Annotated in this window: 23 protein-coding genes and 2 tRNA genes; 8 read left to right on the forward strand and 17 right to left on the reverse strand. The window is 68.4% G+C overall.

Annotated features, from left to right (window positions below; translation table 11 throughout):
• Positions 1–312: 312 nt before the first annotated feature.
• The 8 genes from OG558_RS24625 to tenA form a co-directional block, all read right to left on the reverse strand.
• Positions 313–642: a DUF4913 domain-containing protein gene (locus tag OG558_RS24625; protein ID WP_405065129.1), complete on the reverse strand. Its 330-nt coding sequence runs from the start codon at positions 640–642 to the stop codon at positions 313–315.
• On the reverse strand, positions 621–788 hold the full coding sequence (locus tag OG558_RS24630; RefSeq protein ID WP_405065130.1) for a TraM recognition domain-containing protein: 168 nt from the start codon (positions 786–788) through the stop codon (positions 621–623). Before OG558_RS24630 ends, OG558_RS24625 begins: the two co-directional genes overlap by 22 nt.
• Positions 785–1654, reverse strand: coding sequence for a hypothetical protein (locus OG558_RS24635; RefSeq protein WP_405065131.1), 870 nt, complete (start codon positions 1652–1654; stop codon positions 785–787). The genes OG558_RS24630 and OG558_RS24635 overlap by 4 nt, the downstream gene beginning before the upstream one ends.
• A 117-nt stretch (positions 1655–1771) precedes the next feature.
• Positions 1772–1915: a hypothetical protein gene (locus tag OG558_RS24640; protein WP_405065132.1), complete on the reverse strand. Its 144-nt coding sequence runs from the start codon at positions 1913–1915 to the stop codon at positions 1772–1774.
• A gap of 28 nt (positions 1916–1943) precedes the next feature.
• Positions 1944–3374 (reverse strand): helix-turn-helix domain-containing protein, encoded by a 1431-nt coding sequence (locus OG558_RS24645; RefSeq protein ID WP_405065133.1) that lies wholly within the window; start codon positions 3372–3374, stop codon positions 1944–1946.
• Between the two features lie 265 nt (positions 3375–3639).
• A tRNA-Lys gene (locus OG558_RS24650) sits at positions 3640–3712 on the reverse strand.
• 59 nt (positions 3713–3771) lie between these two features.
• Positions 3772–5319 carry a phytoene desaturase family protein gene (locus OG558_RS24655; RefSeq protein ID WP_405065134.1) on the reverse strand — a complete coding sequence of 516 codons (1548 nt, stop codon included), beginning with the start codon at positions 5317–5319 and terminating at the stop codon, positions 3772–3774.
• A complete protein-coding gene (gene tenA / locus OG558_RS24660) occupies positions 5316–5978 on the reverse strand; it encodes a thiaminase II (RefSeq protein WP_405065135.1) in 663 nt (220 codons plus the stop codon). Before tenA ends, OG558_RS24655 begins: the two co-directional genes overlap by 4 nt.
• A 92-nt stretch (positions 5979–6070) precedes the next feature.
• On the opposite strand from tenA, the gene OG558_RS24665 reads away from it, so the two are divergent.
• Entirely contained in the window at positions 6071–7783 is a 1713-nt protein-coding gene (locus OG558_RS24665; RefSeq protein ID WP_405065136.1) for an aminotransferase class V-fold PLP-dependent enzyme, read from the forward strand.
• Position 7784: 1 nt separating this feature from the next.
• On the opposite strand, the gene OG558_RS24670 is transcribed toward OG558_RS24665, so the two are convergent.
• Positions 7785–8516: a biotin/lipoate A/B protein ligase family protein gene (locus OG558_RS24670; protein WP_405065137.1), complete on the reverse strand. Its 732-nt coding sequence runs from the start codon at positions 8514–8516 to the stop codon at positions 7785–7787.
• A 56-nt stretch (positions 8517–8572) separates the two neighbouring features.
• Between OG558_RS24670 and OG558_RS24675 the strand changes: the two genes are divergently transcribed.
• Positions 8573–9286 carry a DUF429 domain-containing protein gene (locus OG558_RS24675; RefSeq protein WP_405065138.1) on the forward strand — a complete coding sequence of 238 codons (714 nt, stop codon included), beginning with the start codon at positions 8573–8575 and terminating at the stop codon, positions 9284–9286.
• Here the strand turns inward: OG558_RS24675 and OG558_RS24680 are convergent.
• Both OG558_RS24680 and OG558_RS24685 read right to left on the reverse strand, forming a co-directional pair.
• The gene (locus tag OG558_RS24680; protein WP_405065139.1) at positions 9283–10380 is read right to left on the reverse strand and encodes an ankyrin repeat domain-containing protein; all 1098 of its coding nucleotides are present in this window, start codon (positions 10378–10380) and stop codon (positions 9283–9285) included. The genes OG558_RS24675 and OG558_RS24680 overlap by 4 nt on opposite strands.
• Before the next feature lie 101 nt (positions 10381–10481).
• Complete coding sequence (locus OG558_RS24685) at positions 10482–10958, reverse strand: hypothetical protein (protein WP_405065140.1); 477 nt, start codon at positions 10956–10958, stop codon at positions 10482–10484.
• A 407-nt stretch (positions 10959–11365) separates the two neighbouring features.
• Here OG558_RS24685 and OG558_RS24690 point away from each other — a divergent pair, with 407 nt between their 5' ends.
• A complete protein-coding gene (locus OG558_RS24690; protein ID WP_405065141.1) occupies positions 11366–11560 on the forward strand; it encodes a response regulator transcription factor in 195 nt (64 codons plus the stop codon).
• A gap of 62 nt (positions 11561–11622) precedes the next feature.
• Positions 11623–12609, forward strand: coding sequence for a cation diffusion facilitator family transporter (locus OG558_RS24695; protein WP_405065142.1), 987 nt, complete (start codon positions 11623–11625; stop codon positions 12607–12609).
• 17 nt (positions 12610–12626) lie between these two features.
• Here OG558_RS24695 and OG558_RS24700 read toward each other — a convergent pair whose 3' ends face one another.
• A complete protein-coding gene (locus OG558_RS24700; protein ID WP_405065143.1) occupies positions 12627–14921 on the reverse strand; it encodes an FdhF/YdeP family oxidoreductase in 2295 nt (764 codons plus the stop codon).
• Between the two features lie 184 nt (positions 14922–15105).
• Between OG558_RS24700 and OG558_RS24705 the strand changes: the two genes are divergently transcribed.
• The 3 genes from OG558_RS24705 to OG558_RS24715 all read left to right on the forward strand — a co-directional run bounded on the left by OG558_RS24705 (position 15106) and on the right by OG558_RS24715 (position 16438).
• Positions 15106–15651, forward strand: coding sequence for a hypothetical protein (locus tag OG558_RS24705; RefSeq protein WP_405065144.1), 546 nt, complete (start codon positions 15106–15108; stop codon positions 15649–15651).
• Positions 15638–16117, forward strand: a complete 480-nt coding sequence (locus tag OG558_RS24710; protein WP_405065145.1) for a hypothetical protein — start codon at positions 15638–15640, stop codon at positions 16115–16117. The genes OG558_RS24705 and OG558_RS24710 overlap by 14 nt, the downstream gene beginning before the upstream one ends.
• A gap of 183 nt (positions 16118–16300) precedes the next feature.
• Entirely contained in the window at positions 16301–16438 is a 138-nt protein-coding gene (locus OG558_RS24715; RefSeq protein ID WP_405065146.1) for a hypothetical protein, read from the forward strand.
• A 53-nt stretch (positions 16439–16491) separates the two neighbouring features.
• Here OG558_RS24715 and OG558_RS24720 read toward each other — a convergent pair whose 3' ends face one another.
• The 5 genes from OG558_RS24720 to OG558_RS24740 form a co-directional block, all read right to left on the reverse strand.
• Positions 16492–17280 (reverse strand): hypothetical protein, encoded by a 789-nt coding sequence (locus OG558_RS24720; RefSeq protein WP_405065147.1) that lies wholly within the window; start codon positions 17278–17280, stop codon positions 16492–16494.
• A 15-nt stretch (positions 17281–17295) separates the two neighbouring features.
• Complete coding sequence (locus OG558_RS24725; RefSeq protein ID WP_328522619.1) at positions 17296–17784, reverse strand: SigE family RNA polymerase sigma factor; 489 nt, start codon at positions 17782–17784, stop codon at positions 17296–17298.
• Between the two features lie 480 nt (positions 17785–18264).
• Positions 18265–18337, reverse strand: a tRNA-His gene (locus OG558_RS24730).
• An 81-nt stretch (positions 18338–18418) separates the two neighbouring features.
• The gene (gene orn, locus OG558_RS24735; RefSeq protein WP_405065148.1) at positions 18419–19033 is read right to left on the reverse strand and encodes an oligoribonuclease; all 615 of its coding nucleotides are present in this window, start codon (positions 19031–19033) and stop codon (positions 18419–18421) included.
• Between the two features lie 104 nt (positions 19034–19137).
• On the reverse strand, positions 19138–20043 hold the full coding sequence (locus OG558_RS24740) for a class I SAM-dependent methyltransferase (protein ID WP_405065149.1): 906 nt from the start codon (positions 20041–20043) through the stop codon (positions 19138–19140).
• A gap of 355 nt (positions 20044–20398) precedes the next feature.
• Between OG558_RS24740 and OG558_RS24745 the strand changes: the two genes are divergently transcribed.
• Positions 20399–20908 carry a GNAT family N-acetyltransferase gene (locus tag OG558_RS24745; RefSeq protein WP_405065150.1) on the forward strand — a complete coding sequence of 170 codons (510 nt, stop codon included), beginning with the start codon at positions 20399–20401 and terminating at the stop codon, positions 20906–20908.
• Positions 20909–20919 lie beyond the last annotated feature (11 nt).

Genomic DNA, 20919 nt, shown 5'->3' on the forward strand with positions numbered 1-20919 from the left:
CCCGCCGGCATCAAAAGCAACACCGGCAAGCAGCAGACCAAATCGGCAGCTGTCGAGCAGATTATTCAGGGAATCCGCGAGGCCAGTGCTGATAGCGACGGCTCAGATCTGTTCGCAGGCGTCAAGTTGGCCGCCGACAGCGGCGACAGCGGCGACTGCGGCGACTGCGGCGACAGCGTCATCATCGACTCTGGCCTGCCTGACACAGGCGTGATCGATATGACTCGGCCGGGCTACAAGACGGTCGATGGACTCCTCGCAACCCGTCATGTTGCCGAGCAGCGTGTGCTCAGAGATTGAGCAAAGTCGCCGTCAGCCGCCGTACGACAGGGGCTCGTACAGCTCGGCCGGAGGCCCAGGGCGACGGTTCGAGGCGTTGCCGTTGTGGTGGTGGCCGTCGCGGGTGCACTTGCTGAAAGTTCCTTGGGGGTTCATCAGGCTGTTCATGTGCGGGTAGCAGTGGTCGCGCCACCAACGCTCATGCCGGTGCCGGAGCTCGAGGCGCAGCACTTCCCAGGCGCGCCGCAGCCCGGACAAGACGCTGACGGCTTCGCCGTGTTTCACCACTCGTGACACCAGGCCTGCGCCGGCGTGATGGGCCGGTACGCCCTGACGTAGATCTACGGACCAGAGCTTCTCCATGCCACGGTCGCCCCAGGCTCCGAGCCGTGGGCCCAGGACTGCAGGATCGTGGTGAGCACGATCTCACGCGACCCGTAGTGCGAGTAAAGGTCGGGGAGGTCTTTCCAGCGGCAGACGTTCGCGGCTTCGTCGAGGACGCCGATCATCGGCACGGGGAGCCGGCCGCCGGGGCAGGTGGTGGCGTAGTCCTCGGCGGCTTTGACGACGCCGCGGTGAGCGCGGTCACCAGCGGCCGGCGCTGGCGGCGCCCTCGCGGGACGGGCTGTAGAGGGGGCCGGCGCGGCGTACGAATTGATGTTGGTTGCACTCCGGCCGCGGGGTTGATCCAGGCCGGGACCCTGCTGGATCCGAGGCAGCTGGCCATTTGCTGCGCGGTACCGAACACGTCGCGCGCAGCCGTTCCGGGCGAAGCGGATCGCTTCGAGCCCTCGGCCATGGTGATGTCGTCGGAATCACCGGTGCTTTTGGCGGAATCGCGCAGCCGTCCCTCGGGCTCGGTGGAGTTGACGCTGGTCAGCCACGAGTAGACCTGGGCATCGGTTTGCCGCTGCGTGCGGCGGCGAGCATCAGGCAGGCGATTACAGCGCCGGGCGCCTTGGCGATGACCGGTACGGCGAGAGGTGGTGGTTCCGGTCCGGGGCCGGCGATGTCCCTGCTCATCTCCTCGTACGGGGATGCACAAGGCGAGACAGAGTCCGGCCTGTAGGTGGGTCCGCCAGACCGCCAGACCGCTTCGCTTGTCGCGGATCCAGACGTCGAGCTCGCCGGTGGACCAGGCGGCGCGCTGGATCTCCTGGGAGGGGTGGACGTGCCGGATCGCGTCAGCCGGGCGTGGGCCATGGGCGCGGTACTGGATGTCGAGGTCTGAGGCCAGTTCGCGGGCCTTCGGCTCGTTGGTGATGCCTGTTGCGCGCCATCCGTTCACCGCGCTGTCCCAGACGCCGAACGTGTTGGATTCGTCGTCGGAGGGGCGCTCCGTGAACCGGCCGAGCAAGGCACTCTGCTCCGTCACTGCTCCGTGAGGCGCTGCGAAATGCCGGTCACTGACGCGAATCGATGAGTGCAGATCGGACAGATGTACGGCGGCCTGAGTGCACGGCTCAGGCCGCCGCGGAAGAGTGCGGATTCGTCAGTTTTGCGAGGCTTTGAGCTCGTCGCGGTGCTTCTCGAGCCATGTCGCGAAGGACTCCAGGTCGGGGTTGAGCTCCCGGACTTTCGTCACGTCCCGTTCGCCGGTGAAGCGGACGTGGTCCTCGGCGTAGAACTGGAACATCTTTGCCCGACCACGTGCCTTCCGCCGTTCACAGGAGTTCTGGATCGTCGAAGGCGTGTTCGAGGGCTTGGGCGGCGGCTGGGTTGGCGGCTTGGCGGGCTAGGTAGATGTCTTGGGTGATGGAGACTTTGGCTTGGCCTAGTTGGTCGGCGATTTGACGGGCGGTGTGGCCGGCTTGGTCGAGGGCGGTGGCGGTGGTTTTGCGGAGGGCATGGGATCGGATCCAGGCGAGTTTGTCGGACTCGGCTGGCTGGGTGGCGTCGTGGACTTGGGCGAGGAGCCGGTGGTGATCCTCGAGGCGGATGGAATAGGTCGCGACGAGGGTGGCGATCATTTGGCGGTCGACTCTGACGCGGCCCGTCTCGATGAGCTCGAGTCTGGATTGGGGCCAGCTGAAGTGGTCGGCGACTTGCTTGCGAGTCAAGCCGGTTTGGCGGCGGATGGCTCGGAGGCTGAGGCCTAGGTCGCGGCGGGCGGTGTTGCCGACGGGGGACAGAGCGGTGCGGAGGGCGCGGCGGGTGTTGGAGGGGTCGCGGTAGCCGCCGAGGACGTCGGCGAAGATCGGTTCGTCGAGCCGGATGCCGGCGGTCTGACGGGTGCGGAGCATGGCGACGGCCCAGTTCGGGAGATGCAGGACGCGTTGGCCGGCCCTTGACTTGGTGGTCTTGCGGATCAGGCCTTCACCTTTGAGGCGGGCAATGGTGTGGGTGATCTCGACGGTGCCGGCTTCGAGGTCGACTTCGCACCAGAGGACGGCGACGGCTTCGCCGATGCGTACGCCGGTGGAGAGCATGAAGGTGACCAGGTCGGGGAGGTCGGCTTGGGCGGCGCGGTCGTCGGCGGCGAGGCCTTTGCGCAGGAGGGTGACTTCTTCGGTGGTGAGGGCTCGGGGTGGGTTCTTGGGTTGGGCTTCGATGGAGTCGACTTCGCGGACGGGGTTGACGGCGGTCGCGCCGTAGCGGACGGCGAGTTTCATGGCGCCGGAGATGATGGCGCGGCAGGTCTTGGCGGTGGGGGCGCCGGCGGTGGTTTTGATCTTCGTGAGGACTGTGTCGATGCGTGGGGTGGTGGCTTCGCCGACGCGGAGTTCGCCGAGTGCGGGGCGGATGTGGTTCTTGATGGCTCGGCGGTAGGTGTCCAGCGATGTCGGGGAGCGTTTGCCGTCGGCGATAAGGCCCTCGAAGCGCTTCTCCCAGAGGTCGAGGAGGTGATCGATCTTGTGCATCGCGGTCAGCTCGCCGGACTGGTTGGTCTTGGCGCGGTCCTGGAGCTTCTTCAGCAGGGCACGCTCGGCTGCCGTCTTTGTCTTGCCAAACGCGGTCACGTCGCGGACGCGTCCGTCGTGGTCGCGGAAGTTTGCCTTCGACAGGTAGCGGACAGGCTTGCTCTTGGCATCAGTCCTCTCGACTCGAGTGGAGATGCTTCCCCACGTCCCGACGGGCAACGGTGGCCTCGACATATCAAGCCTCCAACCGGCGTGATGGTTGGCTGCTCAACGCTGGCCGGACCGATGGATCGCGAAGAACGGCAACGATGGGAAGCGGTGTGATGTGACGCACAGTCACGATCATGTGGATGTGGGAGTGCTGGCGCGATCGACCGACAGGACTACATGAGGTCGGGCGACACGGGGCAGCTTGTGGGCGATCCGCGGCAAAGAGGGACGTAAAGGGGACGTAGCGGACACAACGAAGCCCAGGACACCTTGGTGACCTGGGCTTTTGTGCGCCGCCAGGGACTCGAACCCCGAACCCGCTGATTAAGAGTCAGCTGCTCTGCCAATTGAGCTAGCGGCGCTTGTGGTGCTTTCGAACGATGAGGATCGTAGCAGGGGGGCGGGGGAGATGCGAAATCGGTTAGGCGGTCAGGATGGTCATGGCGGCGTTGTGGCCGCCGAGGCCGGAGACGGCGCCGCCGCGGCGGGCTCCGGAGCCGCAGATCAGGAGGTTGGCGACGTCGGTCTCGGTGCCCCAGCGGCCGGCGTCGGCGTCGTCGGTGGCCCAGGGCCATTGGAGGTCGCCGTGGAAGATGTGGCCGCCGGGCATGCCGACGGATTCCTCGATGTCGTACGGCGTCTTGGCCTCGACACACAGGTTGCCGTCCGCGTCGCGGGCGATGCAGTCCTCCAGTGGCTCGGCGAGGTAGGACTCCAGGCCGGCCAGCACCCGGCGGGTCGCCAGGTCCCGGGCTGCGTCGTTGTCGTCGGCAAACAGCCGGGCGGGGAAGTGGACACCGAAGACGGTCAGCGTGTGGTGGCCGGAGGCAACCAATGCCGGCGAGAGGATCGACGGGTCGGTGAGGGAGTGACAGTAGACCTCTGAGGGAGGTACGGCGGGCAGCCCGCCGGCAGCCGCCTCAGAATAGGCAGACTCCAACTGGCTGTAGTCCTCGTCGATGTGGAAGGTCCCGGCGAAGGCCCGCGCCGGATCGTCGCCGGACTTCAACAAAGGCAGCCGGCGCAGCAGCAGGTTGATCTTCAGCTGCGACCCCTCAGGCCGCACCTCGACATGGCGACCACGGAGAGCATCCAGCGTCGCCGGTGCGACGTTCGCGAGGACGTAGGAACAGTCAACTGACCGCTCGCCGTCGCCACCCATCCAGGTGACAGACCCGCGCACACCGTCGGCCTCCACAGACGTCACCTCGGCGTTGGTGACCAATGCGGCGCCGGCGCGGCGGGCTGCAGCAGCCAGGGCGTCCGTGACAGCGCCCATGCCGCCAACGGGCACCCGCCACTCACCAGTGCCGTTGCCGATCAGGTGGTACAGGAAGCACCGGTTCTGGATCAGTGACTCGTCGTGGAGTGACGCGAACGTGCCGATGACCGAGTCGGTCGCGATCACGCCGCGCACGGTGTCGTCGGCGAAGCGTCGTTCGATGGTTTCGCCCAGAGGTCGTTCGATGAGCTCGTCCCAGAGCGCCGAGTCGACACGTGAGCGCAGTACGGCGCCGGACTGCAGGGGTTCGAGCAGTGTGGGGGCGATGGCGGCGGCAAGGGAGCCGACGGCGCCGTAGAAGGAGGTCCACGCCGCGTAGTCGGCATCGCTGCCGGTGAGGGCCTCGAACGACGCACGGGTCGCCGCCCCCTCCGGCCGCTCGACCATCAGGCCCAGATCGCGTCCAGAACGGCGTACCGGCGTGTACGACGCCACCGCGCGCGAGCGGAGCTCGAGGGACAGACCGAGGTCGGCGGAGATCTTGTCGGGCAGCAGGCTGACCAGGTACGAGTACCGGGACAGGCGCGCGTCCACACCCGGGAACACCTGCTGGCTGACCGCTGCGCCGCCGGTGTGGGCCTGTTGCTCCAGTACGAGCGTAGACAGCCCGGATTGGGCCAGGTACGTGGCGGCGACGAGGCCGTTGTGCCCGCCGCCGACGATCACGACGTCGTAGAAGTCCTTCATCCCACCGGCCAATCGAGCTTGTGGTACGCGGCGTCCCAGAACATCCATTCATAGCGGCACGTCGTGGCGAAGTGCTGATGACATCGTTCCCGCTCGGACGCGCTCACGTCCAGTGCGTCGGCGACCGCGAGCACCGACTCCACCACCGCGTCGAACTCGTCCGAGCCGTACGTCGCGATCCACTGCCGGTACAGCGGGTCCGGCGACGACCGCTTCAGCAGCTCGCGGCCCACGTCGCGGTAGATCCAGTAGCAGGGCAGTACGGCGGCCACAGCCTCGGCGTACGTGCCTGTGGCGCAGACAGCGGTCAGATAGGACATGTACGCCGTTGTCGTCGGTCCGGACCCGGCCGCGTCGACATCGGCCACCGTCAACCCCAGAGACTCCAGCAGCGACGTGTGCAACGAGCGCTCGACCGCGATCGCGTTGGCGGCGTGCAGCGCGAACATGCTCACCGCGTCGTCGTCCGGAGCGCGTCCGGCAACCAGGCTGAGCGCCCGCGAGTACGCCCGCAGGTAGTGGCTGTCCTGGACGACGAAGTAACGGAACGCATCGTGGTCGAGGGTCCCGTCGGTCAGCCCGGTGATGAACGGATGCCGGACGATCTGGTCGTACATGGCCGCCCCACCGCGGTCCCACAGCTCGCCGGAAAACGTCATCCCAACTCCTCGCCGTCGACTGGGACCGACCTTATCCACAGCTCGCCCCGACGGCACGAGACGAACGTCACTCGGTCGCCTTACTCTGAGGCATGAGGAGCCAGGGGGAGATGCCGCCGGACACGCCGCTGCTGCGGCGGATCCGGGCGTCGGTGATCGGGGACGACCAGGTGATGCCGGGGCCGTACGGTCCCCGCCGAGTCACGTACGCCGACTACACCGCGTCCGGCCGCGCGCTCACCTTCCTGGAGGACTTCATCCGCGAGGAGGTCCTGCCGCGGTACGCGAACACGCATACCGAGTCCAGCGGGACCGGGCTGCAGACCACCCGCCTGCGCGAGGACGCCCGCCGGATCATCCACCAGAGCGTCGGCGGTGACGACGAGACCGCGCTGATCTTCTGCGGCTCCGGCGCGACCGGCGCGATCGACAAGCTGATCGGCATCCTCGGCCTACGCATCCCGGCCGAACTGGACGACACCTATCACCTCACCGACCAGATTCCGCCCGACGAGCGCCCGGTCGTCTTCATCGGGCCGTACGAGCACCACTCCAACGAACTCCCGTGGCGTGAGTCGATCGCCGACGTCGTCCTGATCAGCCAGGACCACGACGGCCACATCGACATCCCGCAGCTCGAGGAGCGCCTGATCGAGTACGCCGATCGCCCGCTCAAGATCGGCTCGTTCTCCGCGGCTAGCAACGTCACGGGCATCGTCAGCAACACCCATCGCGTCTCGGCGCTGCTCCATCGGTACGGCGCTCTGTCGTTCTGGGACTGTGCGGCCGCGGCGCCGTACGTCGAGATCAACATGTACGGCGGCCGCGACACCGACCCGCTGTCGTACAAGGACGCGATCTTCCTCAGTCCGCACAAGCTGATCGGCGGTCCGGGGACTCCCGGCGTACTCGTGGCCCGGCGTGAGCTGCTCCGCAACCGGGTCCCCGACGTACCTGGTGGCGGGACGGTCGCGTACGTGAATCCGCTGGAGCACCGCTATCTCGACGACCCGGTGCACCGGGAGGAGGGCGGTACGCCGGCGATCATCGGGTCGATCCGGGCCGGATTGGCCTTCCAGCTGAAGCAGGCGGTGGGGATCGACGTGATCCGCGCGCACGAGGACGCGTACCTGCGCCGCGCGGTCGAGGCGTGGAAGGACGAGCCGCACCTGCAGATCCTCGGCAATCTGGACTCCGAGCGGCTGTCGATCGTCTCGTTCGAGGTCAAGGCGCCGTCCGGGCGCTACCTGCACCACAACTTCGTGGTCGCCCTGCTGAACGACCTGTTCGGCATCCAGTCGCGGGGCGGGTGCTCGTGCGCGGGTCCGTACGGACACACGCTGCTGGGGATCGACCTGGTGCGCTCGCACGAGTTCGCCGAGGAGATCCTGCACGGCTGCGAGGGGATCAAGCCGGGGTGGGTGCGGGTCAACTTCAACTACTTCATCTCGGAGGCGGTCTTCTCGTACGTCGTGGAGGCGGTGAAGCTGGTCGCCCGTGACGGATGGCGACTGCTCGGCGACTACCGCTTCGACCCGGCGACGGGCCTGTGGCGGCACCATCGTGGTCCGGTCGAGCCGCCGATGCGGCTGTCGCAGGTCGGGTACGACGCAGACGGCAAGCTGAGGTACCCACGCCACGATCACACCGCACCGGAGTCAGCTCTCGAGGACTACCTCAGCGAAGCCCGCGAACTCCTGTCCACCTGTCAGGAGCAGAGCACCGACTCCGAGGGCCGCGTGAACACGGACTTCGATCACCTGAGGTGGTTCGAGCTGCCGTCGCGCTGTCTGACCCACGACTGATTCAGGCGACCCGGTGATCGGCGGCGAGTGACGTCGCGAGCTCGAGTGTTGTGTCGTCGAGCGCCTGCCGGTCTGTCGCGCCGTACGCGTCGAGCAGATGGCGCTCCACGGTCTCGACCGTCAAGCCCGGCACTTCTGTCGAGAGCGAGCCGACGGACGCCGGGTCGAAGGGCAACTCCAGGTGTCGATAGACATCGGCCAACAGTGGTTGGAGGCGCCCGTCGTCGCCCACCACGACCAGGGCACTGAACAGCCACCCGTTGGGTACGACGCGCTGCCCGGTGCCGACGAGTTTCACCAGACCGCGCGCGTTGATGCTGTGAGCGCCCGGACAATACTCGCCCGGCACCGCTCCGACCCGCGCGTCGATCCCGAGCGTCTGCAGCACGTCGGCGTACAGCGACCCGTACTGCTTGAAGCGGGTCTCCATCCCGTCGGGCGCCAGCCGCTCGTGCTTGACGTGATCAACCACCAACGCCTGATCCGTGTACGCGACCGGGCGTCCACCCACCGCCCGCACCAGCGGTTCGAATCCGGCCGCCCGAGCCGCACGCACCGCCGCCCCGAAGCCCGGCAGCCGCGTGTCCCGCCGCCCAAACACCACCACCGGGCCTGACGGCCGATAGACCCGCAGCGCCTCCTCCACCTCGCCGGCCGACGCGCGCCGAACCAACGCATGCCCGACCGCCAGCTCGCTCGCCCTGTCGCCACCGCCACCAGAGAAGAGCCGCACCCCGCAATCGTGTCACGCCCCGACGTATCGACGGTCTGTGGCGCTACCTTGCTGGCGTGACAACCGGAGGAGCAATGCGGGAAGGATCGGCCGGTACGCGGGTGATGGGTGTCGACGCGTGCAAGAAGGGGTGGGTGGGCGTTACCGACGGCCTGCGGGCCTACTTCGGGACGACGATCGAAGAACTGGTCGACCTGGCGGAGTTGGATGGGGCGTTGGCCGTGGTGGGCGTCGATATTCCGATCGGGCTGCCGTCGACCGGCTCGCGACAGGCTGACGTGCTGGCGCGGCGTACGGTCGGGCGGCGAGCGTCGTCGGTGTTCGCGACCCCGGTCAGGCAGGCGCTGACGGCGGCGACGCACGCCGAGGCGTCGGCGCTGAATGTGCAGGCGGCAGGGAAGGGGATCAGTCAACAGGCGTACGCCTTGGCGCGGAAGATCCTCGAGGTCGACGCCTGGGTGCCGAGCGCTCGCTGCGCGGTGATCGAGGTCCACCCGGAAGTCTGCTTCGCAACGATGGCCGGGCGGCCGTTGGCCCATCCGAAGTCGACCTGGGCCGGTGGGGAGGAGCGCAGACAACTGCTCGCGGCCGCCGGCATGAGCATCGCCGGCGACATCGGTCCCGCCGGCGAGTTCGCGGCTGTCGACGACGTGCTGGATGCCGCCGCGGCGGCTTGGACGGCCAAGCGGTACGCCGAGGGCCGAGCCGTCCCGTACCCCGATCCCCCCGAAGCTCTCGGTGACGGGACGCTGGCTGCCATCTGGGCCTAGCGGGCGCCGGCGGAGCGGAGGAGGGCGGCGATTTCGGTGTAGCCGCGGTTGGTGGCGTGGTGGAGGGGGGTGGCGCCGTCGGTGTCGGGGAGGGACGGGTCCGCGCCGGCGGCGAGGAGGATGCGGACGATGTCCTGCCAGGGCTTGGTGCCTTGGCCGAGGATGATGGCTTCCAGGAGGGCGGTCCAGCCGAGGTCGTTGACGTGATTGACATTGATGCCGGTCTGGACCACGCGGCGGACGTAGTCGACGTGGCCGCGTTCGCTCGCCGGGATGACCGAGATGCCGCCGAAGCGATTGCGGAGGGTCAGGTCCGGCTTCGCGGGCAGGAGGGTCTCGAGCATCGCGACGCTGCCGGTGACGCCGGTGACGAGCCACGCGGAGTCCTGCCGGTCGTCCTGCGCATCGGGGTCGGCGCCCAGCGCGACCAGGAGCCGGGCCACGTCGACGCGGTCGTTCAAGGAGGCCAGGAGCAGAGCGGTACGGCGGTTGTCGTCGCGGGACTCCAGTGGCGCACCGGCGGCCAGGGCGGCAGCGACCTGGTCAGCGTCGCCAGCCGCGGCAGCCGCTAGCAGAGCGGCGGCGGGGGAGCTCGGGAGCTTGGTCGCCAGGACAGCCGCCACCTCGGTCTGGCTCCGCGCTCCCTGCACCGGTGTGGTGCCGTCGCGCTCCGCTGGTTTGTTCCGGTCGGCTCCGGCGGCGATCAGAAGCCGGACCGTGTCGACGTACTGCGGGGTGCCCTTGCCGAGCAGGACGGCCTCGTGCAGCGCGGTCCAGCCGAGGCGATTGACGTGATCTACTGCCACACCGGCCTGGAGCAGCCGGCCGACCACCGCCGCGTGACCACGCTCGGCGGCGCGGATCAGCGCCGTACCGCGGTAGCTGTCGAGGCTGCGGATGTCGGCGCCGTGCTGCAGCGTGAGGTCGAGGAGTTCGACGTACCCCTCGCTCGCGGCGATCAGGAAGGCGCTCTGCACGGAGTCGTCGACCGCGTTGACGTTCGCGCCGGCGTTGATCAGCCGGCGGGCTTCGGCGACGTCGTTCCTCCAGGCGGCGGCGATCAGTTGCTGATCGAGGGTGCTGACTGTCGACACTGCGCTGGTCCTCTGAGGGGACGGGGACGGAGGTGGGGTCCTGTCGGTGGTCGTGCAGGCTGCCGTCACCATGATGACGGCAGCCGCTGCCATGGTGCGGTTCATCGGCGCGGTGGGGTAAGGGTGACGACCTGGTACGGCGGGACCGCGGTGGGCTCGTCGAACTTGCTGTCGACCAGCAGCAGTCTGCCCTGGGCGAGCTTCGCCGTGGTGAGCACCCGGTCCGGGTCCGTAGGGGTCGCAGAAGCCAATCGCGCCGTACGGCCGTCGCTTGAGAGCTGCAGCGTGGTCAGGACGCGAGAGAAGTTGCGGACCACCCAGAGCCGACGGCCATCCTGCACGAGACCGTCCGCGTTGACGAGGTCAGCCGCGCCGGTGTCGACAGCCGAAACCGTGCCAGTGCTCAGGGCGAACCGCCAGAGCCTGCCGACGTTGCCCTGGGCGACGACCAGCGCGCGCCGGTCCGGGGACAGGACGATTCCGCCGAGGTTGAAGCCGGTCTGGGTCGGGATGGTCGCAGTGGCGTCCGCCCAGGTCCGCATGGTCCAGCGGCCGTGCTCCTCGGTAACGCGGAACACCTGCGGCATTCGAGTTCGTGACGTACGCCGCTCCGTCCGGTCCGATCACGAGGTCGTTCAGGAACGCGTTCGGCACGCCGGTCCGCAGTGCCGCGAGGAGCCGGCCATCACGTTCGTAGACCCACAGGTCCGGCGCCCCTGGGTGATCGATGCCGTTCGGGCCACCCGCGACGTATACCCGGCCGCGCGAGTCGACCGCGACACCACGCGCGGTCCAGCGGCCGTCGGTCCCGTCACCCGGTAGCCACTCGGTCGCGGCCGCGGATCGCAACTGTCCGCGGTGGATCTCGCCACCGGTGGTCTCCGATACGTAGTACCGCTGCGTGCGAGCGTCGTACCCGATGCCCTCGAACTTGGACCCACCGGCGTCACCGGAGAGCTCGTAGGTAGCGGGCCGGGCAGACGCCGTGGGTACGCCGACGCCGACCAGGGCCGCGGAGAGTGCCAGCGTCGCGGACAGGGAACTGGCCAGGAGCCTGTTCGTCAGCGAAGCGACGGTGAAGTCGCATCTCTCGCACATCTACACGAAGCTCGAAGTGGACACCCGGGCCGCCGCAGTTGCCCGCGCCATCGAGCAACGCATCATCCGCCCACCTGGCTGACGATGCGCGCCCGGGCGCCGACGTTGCGGTGACCGGCGAGGGCGGGGGATTACTGTCGTGCTGTGAGTAGCTCGGATAACGCGGGGGGCGAGAGCTTTCTGACCGTGGTGGTCGCGCTGACCGCGAATCTGTTGATCGCGGTGGCGAAGACGGCCGTCGCGGTGATCACCGGCTCAGCCTCGATGACGGCCGAGGCCGCGCACTCCTGGGCCGACACCGGCAACGAGATCTTCCTGCTCGTCGGCGAGCGGCGGGCCCGGAAACCGGCCGACCGGACGCATCCACTCGGGTACGGGCGGGAGGGCTACATCTGGTCGATGTTCGCCGCGTTCGGACTGTTCACCGTCGGCGCGGCGGTGTCGGTCTGGCACGGGATCCAGTCGCTGCAGAACGGGGAGGAGGGCAGCCCGTCGTACACCTGGGCCTACGTCGTCCTCGCGATCTCGTTCGTGCTCGAGGGGACCTCGTTCGCGCAGGCGCTGCGCCAGACCAAGGCCGGTGCGCTCAAGCGGATGCTGCGGCCGTTGCGGTACGTGCGGATCACCTCGAACCCGGTGCTGCGGGCGGTGTTCGTCGAGGACCTCTCGGCGCTGATCGGGATCGTGATCGCGACGCTGGCGATCCTGCTGCATCAGCTGACCGGCAACGCGGTCTGGGACGCGATCGGGTCGATCATCGTCGGCCTGCTGCTCGGCGGGGTCGCGCTGTTCCTGATCAGCCGGAACATGGACTTCCTCACCGGTGAGGCAGTCACGCCGCTGGCCCGCAACCGGGCACTGCGGGCGCTGCTCGATCACAAGGACATCGAACGGGTCAGCTTCCTGCACATGGAGTGGGTCGGCGCCGACAAGATCTTCCTGGTCGCCGCGGTCGACGTCATCGGCAACGACCCCGAGTCCGCCGTGGCCATCCGCCTGAACGACATCGAGGAGGCGCTGAACGCCCGCCCCGAGATCGAACGGGCCGTGCTGACCCTGAGCCGCCCCGGCGACCCGACCGACCTCCGCCCGGTCCCCCTCCCGGACTGGTACGTCGACCCCGTCACCTGACCGCTTCGCCGCCGGATTCAGGCCGGGACGACGCGGACCTTGATGTTCTTCATCAACGGCTGATCGCTCTGCGTGCTGTAGTCGCTCGCCGCGACCAGCGCGTTCATCTCGGGCATGTACCCGGCGGCGCTGCCACGAGGTACGTCGTACCGCAGCGCCCGGTAGTTCCGCAGTACGCGCGTGGACCCGTCCCGCGCGGTCGCGGTGATGTCCACCAAGGCACCCTGCCCGATCCCGCGCGACCGCATGTCGTCGCGGTTCATCAGGATCAGCGTGCGGAGGTTCTTCACCCCGCGATAGCGATCGTCGTCGGAGTAGATCGTGGTGTTCCACTGGTCGTGCGACCGCATCGTCTGCAACACGAGGACGCCGTCCGCGGGCACTACGTCCGGCAGGTCGGCGGTGGAGAACTCGGCTCGCCCGGACGGCGTCCGGAACACCAGCTCCCGGGCCGGCTGCCGCAGCCGGAACCCGAGCGGCCCCCGGACCCGCCGGTTGAAGTCCTCGAACCCGTCCAGCGCCTTCGCCATCACATCACGCACCCGGTCGTAGTCCTCGACGTACCACTCCCACGGCGTCGCGCTCCCCGGCAGCGTCGCCCGAGCCATCCCGGCGATGATCGCCGGCTCCGACAGCAGGTACGGCGAGGCCGGCCGCTTCCGGCCCCTCGACAAATGAACCATGCTCATCGAGTCCTCGACCGAGGTCGACTGCGGTCCGGCAGACTGCAGATCCAGCTCGGTCCGCCCCAGGCACGGCAGGATCAGCGCCTTCCGCCCGTGCACCAGGTGGCTTCGGTTGAGCTTCGTGCTGACGTGCACGGTCAACTCACAATGCCGCAGGCCATCCGCCGTCGCCGCGGTGTCCGGAGCGGCCAGCGCGAAGTTGCCGCCCATCCCGACGAAGACCTTGACCGATCCGTCGATCATCGCGGCGATCGTGCGGACCGTGTCGAGGCCGTGCTCGCGCGGGGGGTCGATGCCACAGGCGGCGGCGAGCCGGTCGAGGAACTCGGTCGTCGGGCGGTGATCGATCCCGCAGGTGCGGTTGCCCTGCACGTTGCTGTGCCCGCGGACGGGCGACGGTCCTGCGCCCTCGCGGCCCAGGTTCCCGCGCAGCAGCAGGAGATTGACGATCTCGCGGACGGTGTCGACGCCGTGCTCGTGCTGAGTAAGGCCGAGGCACCAACTGATCAGCGTGCGCTTGGACCGTGAGTAGATCTCCGCCGCGCGCCGGATGTCCGCCTCGGACAGTCCCGACTGCCGCTCCAGCTCCCGCCAATCCGTTGCCTCACACAACTTCTGGTACGCCGCGAACCCGTCGGTGTGCCGCTCGAGGAAGACCTCGTCGAGCGCCTTCGGATCGGTGCGCGCCTCCTCGAGTACGGCTTTCGCGATGCCGCGCAGCAGGGCCAGGTCGCCGCCCGGCCGGACCTGGAGGTTCAGGGTGCTGGTCGGCGTCGACTTGAACAGCGCCATGTCGACGACCTCGTGCGGGACGATCGTGCGCCGGGCCGCGGCCTCGACCAGCGGGTTGATGTGGACGATCTGCGCGCCGCGGCGATACGCGTCCGAGAGCGCGGTCAGCATCCGCGGTGCGTTCGACGCGGCGTTGACGCCGAGGATGAACAGGGCCTCGGCGGTCTCCCAGTCCTTGAGGTCGGCCGTGCCCTTCCCGGTGCCGAGCGCTGCCTGGAGTGCTCGGCCGGAGGCTTCGTGGCACATGTTCGAGCAGTCCGGCAGATTGTTGGTGCCGTACTCCCGGGCCATCAGTTGATAGAGGAACGTCGCCTCGTTGCTGAGCCGGCCGGAGGTGTAGAACGCCGCCTGGCCGGGGGTGTCGAGACTGCGCAGCACCTGGCCGATCAGGTCGAATGCGGCCTGCCATTCGATCGGCCGGTAGCGATCGGTGGCAGCGTCGTACACCAGCGGCTCGGTCAGCCGGCCCTGATCCTCCAGCGCGAAGTCTGTCCAGGTAGCGAGCTCGGACACGGTGTGCTGGGCGAAGAACTCGCGGCCGGCGCGCTTCGAGGTCATCTCCCACGCGACGTGCTTGATGCCGTTCTCGCAGAGGTCGAGCTTCAGCCCGTCGGTGGCGTCGGGCCAGGCACACCCGGGGCAGTCGAACCCGCTGTCCTCGTGGTTCATCTTGAGCATCGCGCGAGTACCCGACACGACCGTGTGCTCGCGGGTGAGCACCCGGGCGACCGACACCGCCGCACCCCAGCCGGCAGCGGGGTGGTGGTAGTCCTCCTGCGACCAGGCCTCCTCGACCTCCGGTCCGTCACCGCCGGGCTCCACCGTGTCGCGCATGATCCGTGCTCCCTACTCCGGGCCCACTGTCTGCCTACGAGTCTGCACCCGGACGCGTGTAACGCGCGGTGCCGGACGGCGATACTACGAGTGAGTCCGTCGTACTCTCGCGGGACGACGGCCGAGGGTGTGCCGGGAAGCCTGGTCGGCGACGTACTTGTCGTCGACCGAAAGAGGCCTGATCGTGCCGTCCATTCCGCGCTGGGCCTCGGTCGTGGGCGCTCTTGCGTTGGTGGCCACCGTGCTCGGTCTCGTAGCCCTTCTCGACATCCGCCATCAGCGAGCCGTGGCGCAGGAGTACCAGGACACGGGTGTCGAGACCGTGGCGGATCAGGTCGAGCTGCGGGTCCTGTACAGCAAGGGTGGTAGCTACATCGACGAGGTCGAAGTGACGTTCGTCGTGGCGGCGGAACGTCACCTGGCGACGCTGTGGAACAACTTGGGCGATCCGGAGGGCAACGCCGACGGCCGCCACCCACCGGCGGTCGGCACGCGATACGCCGCCCCGCTCCGCATCCTCTACAAGCCGGACGACCCGACCCAGGTCATCGCCGCGGTCGATGCCGAGGACTTCGCAACCGACAGCGGAACTCCATCGGACGTCGCCGGCCTGATCGCCATCGGCGGCACAACCATCATCGCCGTCCTCGTCGGCTGGACAGCCTCCAACCGCCTCCTCAGTGGTCCACGAACCAGCCCCGGCAGGGGAGGCCGACATGTCGACGGGTAGACACCGTCCCGCCGCCGACGGCCCGTGGCTCGAGCGCATCGTTCTGTCGACCCCGGTCGGCAACTGGTCGACGCTGCGGCTGGTCGTGAGCCTGCTGTGGATCGCTGTCATGGCTGGGCTCTCGATCTCCTTCGCCTACGACGACCTGATGCTCGATCAGCGTGGTGAGCTCGTTCGCGCGCAAGTGATCCGGACCAACTACGACCAGCGGGGACCCAGCTTCAACGCGGAACTGCAGTCGCCCTTCGCCGGCGTCAGGGTGCAGGTCGAGGACATCCACCAGCGACCGGAGAGCGGCGACGTCATCCAACTCGAGGTTGACCCGCGCAAACCCACAAGAGTCCGCGATCCGCAGTCATGGCGCTGGAACCCAGTGAACGTCACCTTCGTCGCCCTAGCCCCCACCGGGATCCCCATCGCCTGGGCCTGGATCAGCCGCTCACTGCGAAGCTTCCGGCGCAAGTGAGCTACAGAAGATCTCGCCAGAACGGAATGGTGGCGATGGGATCGGCGTCGGGGTCGGTGATGCCGCCGAACTCATTCTCGACGCGGTCGAACTCGCCGTCCGTCAGGTCGGGCGCCGACGCCGTACGTCGTCAATCACGCGGACGGATCCACGGCAGTCGCCGTCGACCAGACCGTTCGTGGCGTGCCCGACGTATGTGGCGGTGAATGGGTGTCGTTGGGGACCTACCCCTTCGCCGGCGGACTGGCCGGGACCGTGGAACTGGCCGACAGCGGCGACGGCTACGTCGTAACGGATGCGGTCCGCTTCATCCGCCAGTGACGGCGAGAACGCCGACGGCCCGGCTATCCACCTGGGTAGCCGGGCCGTTGCGTTCACTTGCTGGGCTGGACCTTCGACGACGGCTTGACCGCCGTACCGCTGGGCTTGACCGGGTTCGCCGGTGGGAATTTCCAGGTCTTGCTCTTCACCATCGAGGTGAGCTGCGCCACCGTGAACAACGGCTTCTGGCGGGTGTGCCGCGAGTCCTTCTCGGCCGGCGCGTTGTAGCTGGTCATGCTGATCAAGCGTCCGTCGCGCAGGTACAGGGCGACGTAGTTGCTGGTGACGCCGTCCTTGTTGCGGTTGCCCGGGTACTCGGGCTGCTCGGCCATGGCGAACACCGACGAGCCATCGGGCAACTTGGTGCAGCCGGTCGAGGCGGTGGCGCAGGGGTTCTCCTCGCCGCCGGCGGAGAGCAGGACGTCGACGCGGGAGGCGCCCTTGCCGTCGTCGACGACGTACGCCGCGGCGACGAAGCCGTCCTTGGATTCGCCCCACGTCTCGGGCTTGGTGAGAGTCCGGCCAGGTGCCTCGACGAGAGACCGGAGTGTGGCGAGAGTCTGCTGCGGGGTCACGTGGCGCGGCTTGGCTGCCGGCGGTGCGGTCAAGGGAGCCGGCGTACCGGCGACTGCTGCTTCCGACGGGCCGCCGAGCAGTTGGACTCCGCCGGCGATCAGGCCCACGGTGGCCACGACGGCTCCGGCTCCGGTGAGGCTGAGGACCGTCGTACGACGACGCCGGAGGTGGAGGCCCTGCTGGACGCTCCGTTCGAGCAGGTCGGGCGTGACCGGCTCGAGGTTCTCGGTGGCCCGCTGCATGAGATCGGTGAGTTGGTTGTTCATCGGTGCTCCTCGGGTTCAGTGCGCGATCAGCTGGGCGGCGCCGTCGCCGAGGACCGCGCGGAGGCGGTCGAGGGCTCGGGCGGTGCGGGTGGTGATCGCACTGGCGTTCTTGCCGAGATCGAGCGCGACCTGCTCGACGCTGCGATCTTCGAAGAACCGCAGCACCAGCACGGCGCGATCCAACGGCGCCAACTCGGCCAACGCACTCTGCAGCGCCATCCGCAGCTCCGGATCCCCGGCCCGCTCGGCGCGTTCCGGCACCTCCGCGGTCGGCCGCTCGGTCCAGCTCTTCCGCCGCCGCTGTGAAATGAACGTCCGCGCCAGCGCGGCCCGCGCGTACGCCGCCGGATTCTCGACCCGATGCCAGGTCCGCAGCATGTTCGCGAGCGTGTCCTGGACCAGATCCTCGGCGTGGTGCCGATCACCTGTCAGCAGCCAGGCGGTGCGGTACAGCTGCGGTATCCGCGCCCGCGCAAACTCCTCGAAGTCTTCAGTTGCCCTCATCGCAGCCTCTCGGTCGATGCCTCTGCCTCAAGAGACGCACCCACCCGCCGGGAAGATCACACCCGACTTTTCAGAACACCATCGAGAGCACCCAGACGGCGAACGCCAAGAACCCCACCACAAACGTGACCACCAGCACCACGCCATACCCGAACCACAAACTCCCAGAAGACTTCACCCGAGCATCCTCCCATCAGCCACCAGCGAAGGCCGCAGACAACCCCAACCCGGACAAGCCCAAAAGCGACCTCAGCCACAGACAAAAGCCGAACGGCGACCTCAGCCACGGACAAGCCGAACGGCGACCTCAGCCACAGACGAAAGCCAAAAGGCAACCCCAGCCACGGAGCCGAGCGAAGCGAAGGCGCAGGGGGTGTGGGTGGCGAAGCCCCCACCCGCGGCAAGCGAAGCGCAGCCGCACAAAATGCCGAAGGCGACCAGGTCCGCGCTTTCCGCGGACACAGATCGCCTTCGCCTTCGGGTGAGTGACGGGACTCGAACCCGCGACCACCTGGACCACAACCAGGTGCTCTACCAGCTGAGCTACACCCACCATTGCCGCCCTGACTGCGACGGCTGAGCAATCATAGCGATGAACCCCGTGGACCAGAAATCGGCCCACCCGCACCCTGGATCAGGGGGCCGGCGGGGCGTCCGGGGTGGTGATCAGGGTCGCGGCGGCTCGGGCGGTGTCGGAGTCCGGACCGGGCTGCGGGACGAACACGGTCTCGCGGTAGTAGCGGAGCTCGGCGATGCTCTCGGTGATGTCGGCCAGCGCACGGTGGTTACCGGTCTTCGCAGGGGTGGCGTAGTACACCCGCGGATACCACCGGCGGACCAGCTCCTTGATCGAGCTGACGTCGACGTTGCGGTAGTGCAGGTGCGCCTCGACCCGCGGCATGTCGCGGACCAGGAACGTCCGGTCGGTGCCGACCGAGTTCCCGGCGAGGGCGGCCTTGCGCGGCTCTTTCACGTATCCGGAGATGAACTCGAGCACCTGCTGCTCGGCGTCCGCGAGCGGGATCCCGTGCTCGAGCTCGGCGAGCAGACCGGAGGCGGTGTGCATGTCGCGGACGAAGTCGCCCATCTGCTCCAGCGCGGCCGGTGGTGGCGCGATCACCAGGTCGATCCCGTCACCGAGCACGTTCAGCTCATAGTCGGTGACCAGCACCGCGACCTCGATCAAGGCGTCCGCCGCCAGGTCGAGGCCGGTCATCTCGCAGTCGATCCACACCAGCCGGTCGTTCATGGGCACCCACCTTACGGCGAGCCACCGACACCCAGGCCACCACCAGCCCAAGCCCCGGCGTGGCGTTCGTCTCCAGTACGCCGTACGCCGGGGCCGGAGCGTGGTCAGCGCGGTGCGTGGCCGACGTGGACGCTGCGCACGGACAGTACGGCGAGGTCGGTCCGGTGGCCGAGGTAGTGCGGGCCGGCCGGGTCCAGCAACTGCTCCCACGCCGCCACGTCGTCAGCACTCAACCACTCGCCATCGGCCGGCACCAGATGCCCGTGACCGTGTCCATGTGAGTGCCCGTCCTCCGCAGGCTCAGCCGTCAGACGTTCGACTCGGAAGCGGAACGCGGAGACCAGATGCTCCAGGCGGTCGGGGGAGAGTGGTGGTGGGGTTTCACTGAGGATGCTTCGGGTGGTGACGTCGCTCAGCCCGGCGCGCGTGAGCGCCTCGGTCCAGCCGTACGGCATCGGCACCGAGCCGGGGAGCGAGTCACGCATCACCTTGAACCAGCGGTCCTGGGCCAGGTCGAGTCGCAGCTCGAGGCCGGGCTCGCCGACGCCCAGGTCCCACGGCAGGCTCCGGGCCGGCAGACCGCCCTCGGCGAGAGCCAGGCGACCGCCTGGTGCCAGCAGTGACGCCAGTGCGTCGACAGCGGCCTGCTGGTCGCCGGCGTGATGCACCGAAGCCGACGCCCAGATCAGGTCGGCAGGTGCGTCGATTGCCTTACGCAACGGTTCCGCGCCGTCGTCCATCGAGGCCAGCTCACACCGGACCGCGCCGGCAGTGTGCTGCCGGGCCTGGTCCAGTACGTCGGGATCCGCGTCGATCGCGACCACCGTCGTACCGGCCGGCAGGGCCTCGGCGAGCGCCTTGGCCATCCCGCCGCCGCCACAGCCGACGTCCACTGCCACCTTGTCGCTGTCGCGGACCAGGCTGGTGGCAACCGTCCTGTTCCAGTCGCTCTCGCTCTCGGCCGCGGTCCGGAGCCGCCCGGCCTCTCCCGCCCAATCGATCTCGATCATGGCGCCAGTTTCCGCCCGCCCACGGCCGACCCCCGCATCTTGTTGCTGATCCAGCAATTCCGGCTCGGGCGTACCTAAGGACGGGTGGTAGTGCCTGCCACTACGGTGGTCCCCGCGGGAAGCGTCGGTGCGACCGGACGCGGAGGCGACTACCACCCGTCCTTCGGTACGTCTCTTCCTGGACAGTCGGGAGATGGTCCCGGGCGGACGGGAGATTTCACGATCAAGCGGGAGATCAGGGGTAGCACTGTTCCCTGGCCGGCCTGGTGGTCCAGAGTGAGGCCGGACGAGTCGTGGTCCCGGACGGGCCACTCGAGGAGGGAGCGGTCGAGCCGTCCGGCGCTACTGTCGAACAGTGTTGAGAACACCTGCCACCCCACCCCCGCGGTCGATCACGCCCTTTGCCACAGCCCGCCTGAGTATGCAGCCGCTGCAGGTCGAGCACGCCGGTGAGATGGCGAAGGTCTTGTCCGATCCAGACCTCTATACCTTCACCGGCGGTGAGCCGCCGAGTGTGGACGTCCTGGAAGCTCGCTACCGCCGTCAGCTCGCCGGTCCGGGCCGGACTGACGAGCAATGGTTCAACTGGGTGATCCGGTACGACGACGAGCTGGTCGGCTATGTGCAGACCACAGTCACCGGCAGTACGGCGGAGATCGCGTGGGTGGTCGGGACTGACTGGCAGGGCCACGGCTACGCGAAGGAAGCCGCGCAGGGTCTCGTCACCTGGCTGCGCGCCCAGGGCCACGAGCGAATCATCGCCCACGTCCACCCGGACCACGCCGCGTCAGCCGCGGTCACCGTGGCCGCCGGCCTGACCCGCACCGAGCAGCTGGACGACGGCGAATATCTCTGGACCACATGACAGGAGGCCCG

It is taken from the genome of Kribbella sp. NBC_01510 (assembly GCF_045040325.1).
In the GTDB taxonomy this organism is placed as follows: Bacteria; Actinomycetota; Actinomycetes; order Propionibacteriales; family Kribbellaceae; genus Kribbella.

Bases quoted from the DNA above. Each gene is read 5' to 3' on its own strand.
- OG558_RS24625 (WP_405065129.1), bottom strand. From the start codon at position 642: ATGGAGAAGCTCTGGTCCGTAGATCTACGTCAGGGCGTACCGGCCCAT.
- OG558_RS24630 (WP_405065130.1), bottom strand. From the start codon at position 788: ATGATCGGCGTCCTCGACGAAGCCGCGAACGTCTGCCGCTGGAAAGAC.
- OG558_RS24640 (WP_405065132.1), bottom strand. From the start codon at position 1,915: ATGTTCCAGTTCTACGCCGAGGACCACGTCCGCTTCACCGGCGAACGG.
- OG558_RS24645 (WP_405065133.1), bottom strand. From the start codon at position 3,374: ATGTCGAGGCCACCGTTGCCCGTCGGGACGTGGGGAAGCATCTCCACT.
- OG558_RS24655 (WP_405065134.1), bottom strand. From the start codon at position 5,319: ATGAAGGACTTCTACGACGTCGTGATCGTCGGCGGCGGGCACAACGGC.
- tenA (WP_405065135.1), bottom strand. From the start codon at position 5,978: ATGACGTTTTCCGGCGAGCTGTGGGACCGCGGTGGGGCGGCCATGTAC.
- OG558_RS24665 (WP_405065136.1), top strand. From the start codon at position 6,071: ATGAGGAGCCAGGGGGAGATGCCGCCGGACACGCCGCTGCTGCGGCGG.
- OG558_RS24700 (WP_405065143.1), bottom strand. From the start codon at position 14,921: ATGCGCGACACGGTGGAGCCCGGCGGTGACGGACCGGAGGTCGAGGAG.
- OG558_RS24710 (WP_405065145.1), top strand. From the start codon at position 15,638: ATGTCGACGGGTAGACACCGTCCCGCCGCCGACGGCCCGTGGCTCGAG.
- OG558_RS24720 (WP_405065147.1), bottom strand. From the start codon at position 17,280: ATGAACAACCAACTCACCGATCTCATGCAGCGGGCCACCGAGAACCTC.
- OG558_RS24725 (WP_328522619.1), bottom strand. From the start codon at position 17,784: ATGAGGGCAACTGAAGACTTCGAGGAGTTTGCGCGGGCGCGGATACCG.
- orn (WP_405065148.1), bottom strand. From the start codon at position 19,033: ATGAACGACCGGCTGGTGTGGATCGACTGCGAGATGACCGGCCTCGAC.
- OG558_RS24740 (WP_405065149.1), bottom strand. From the start codon at position 20,043: ATGATCGAGATCGATTGGGCGGGAGAGGCCGGGCGGCTCCGGACCGCG.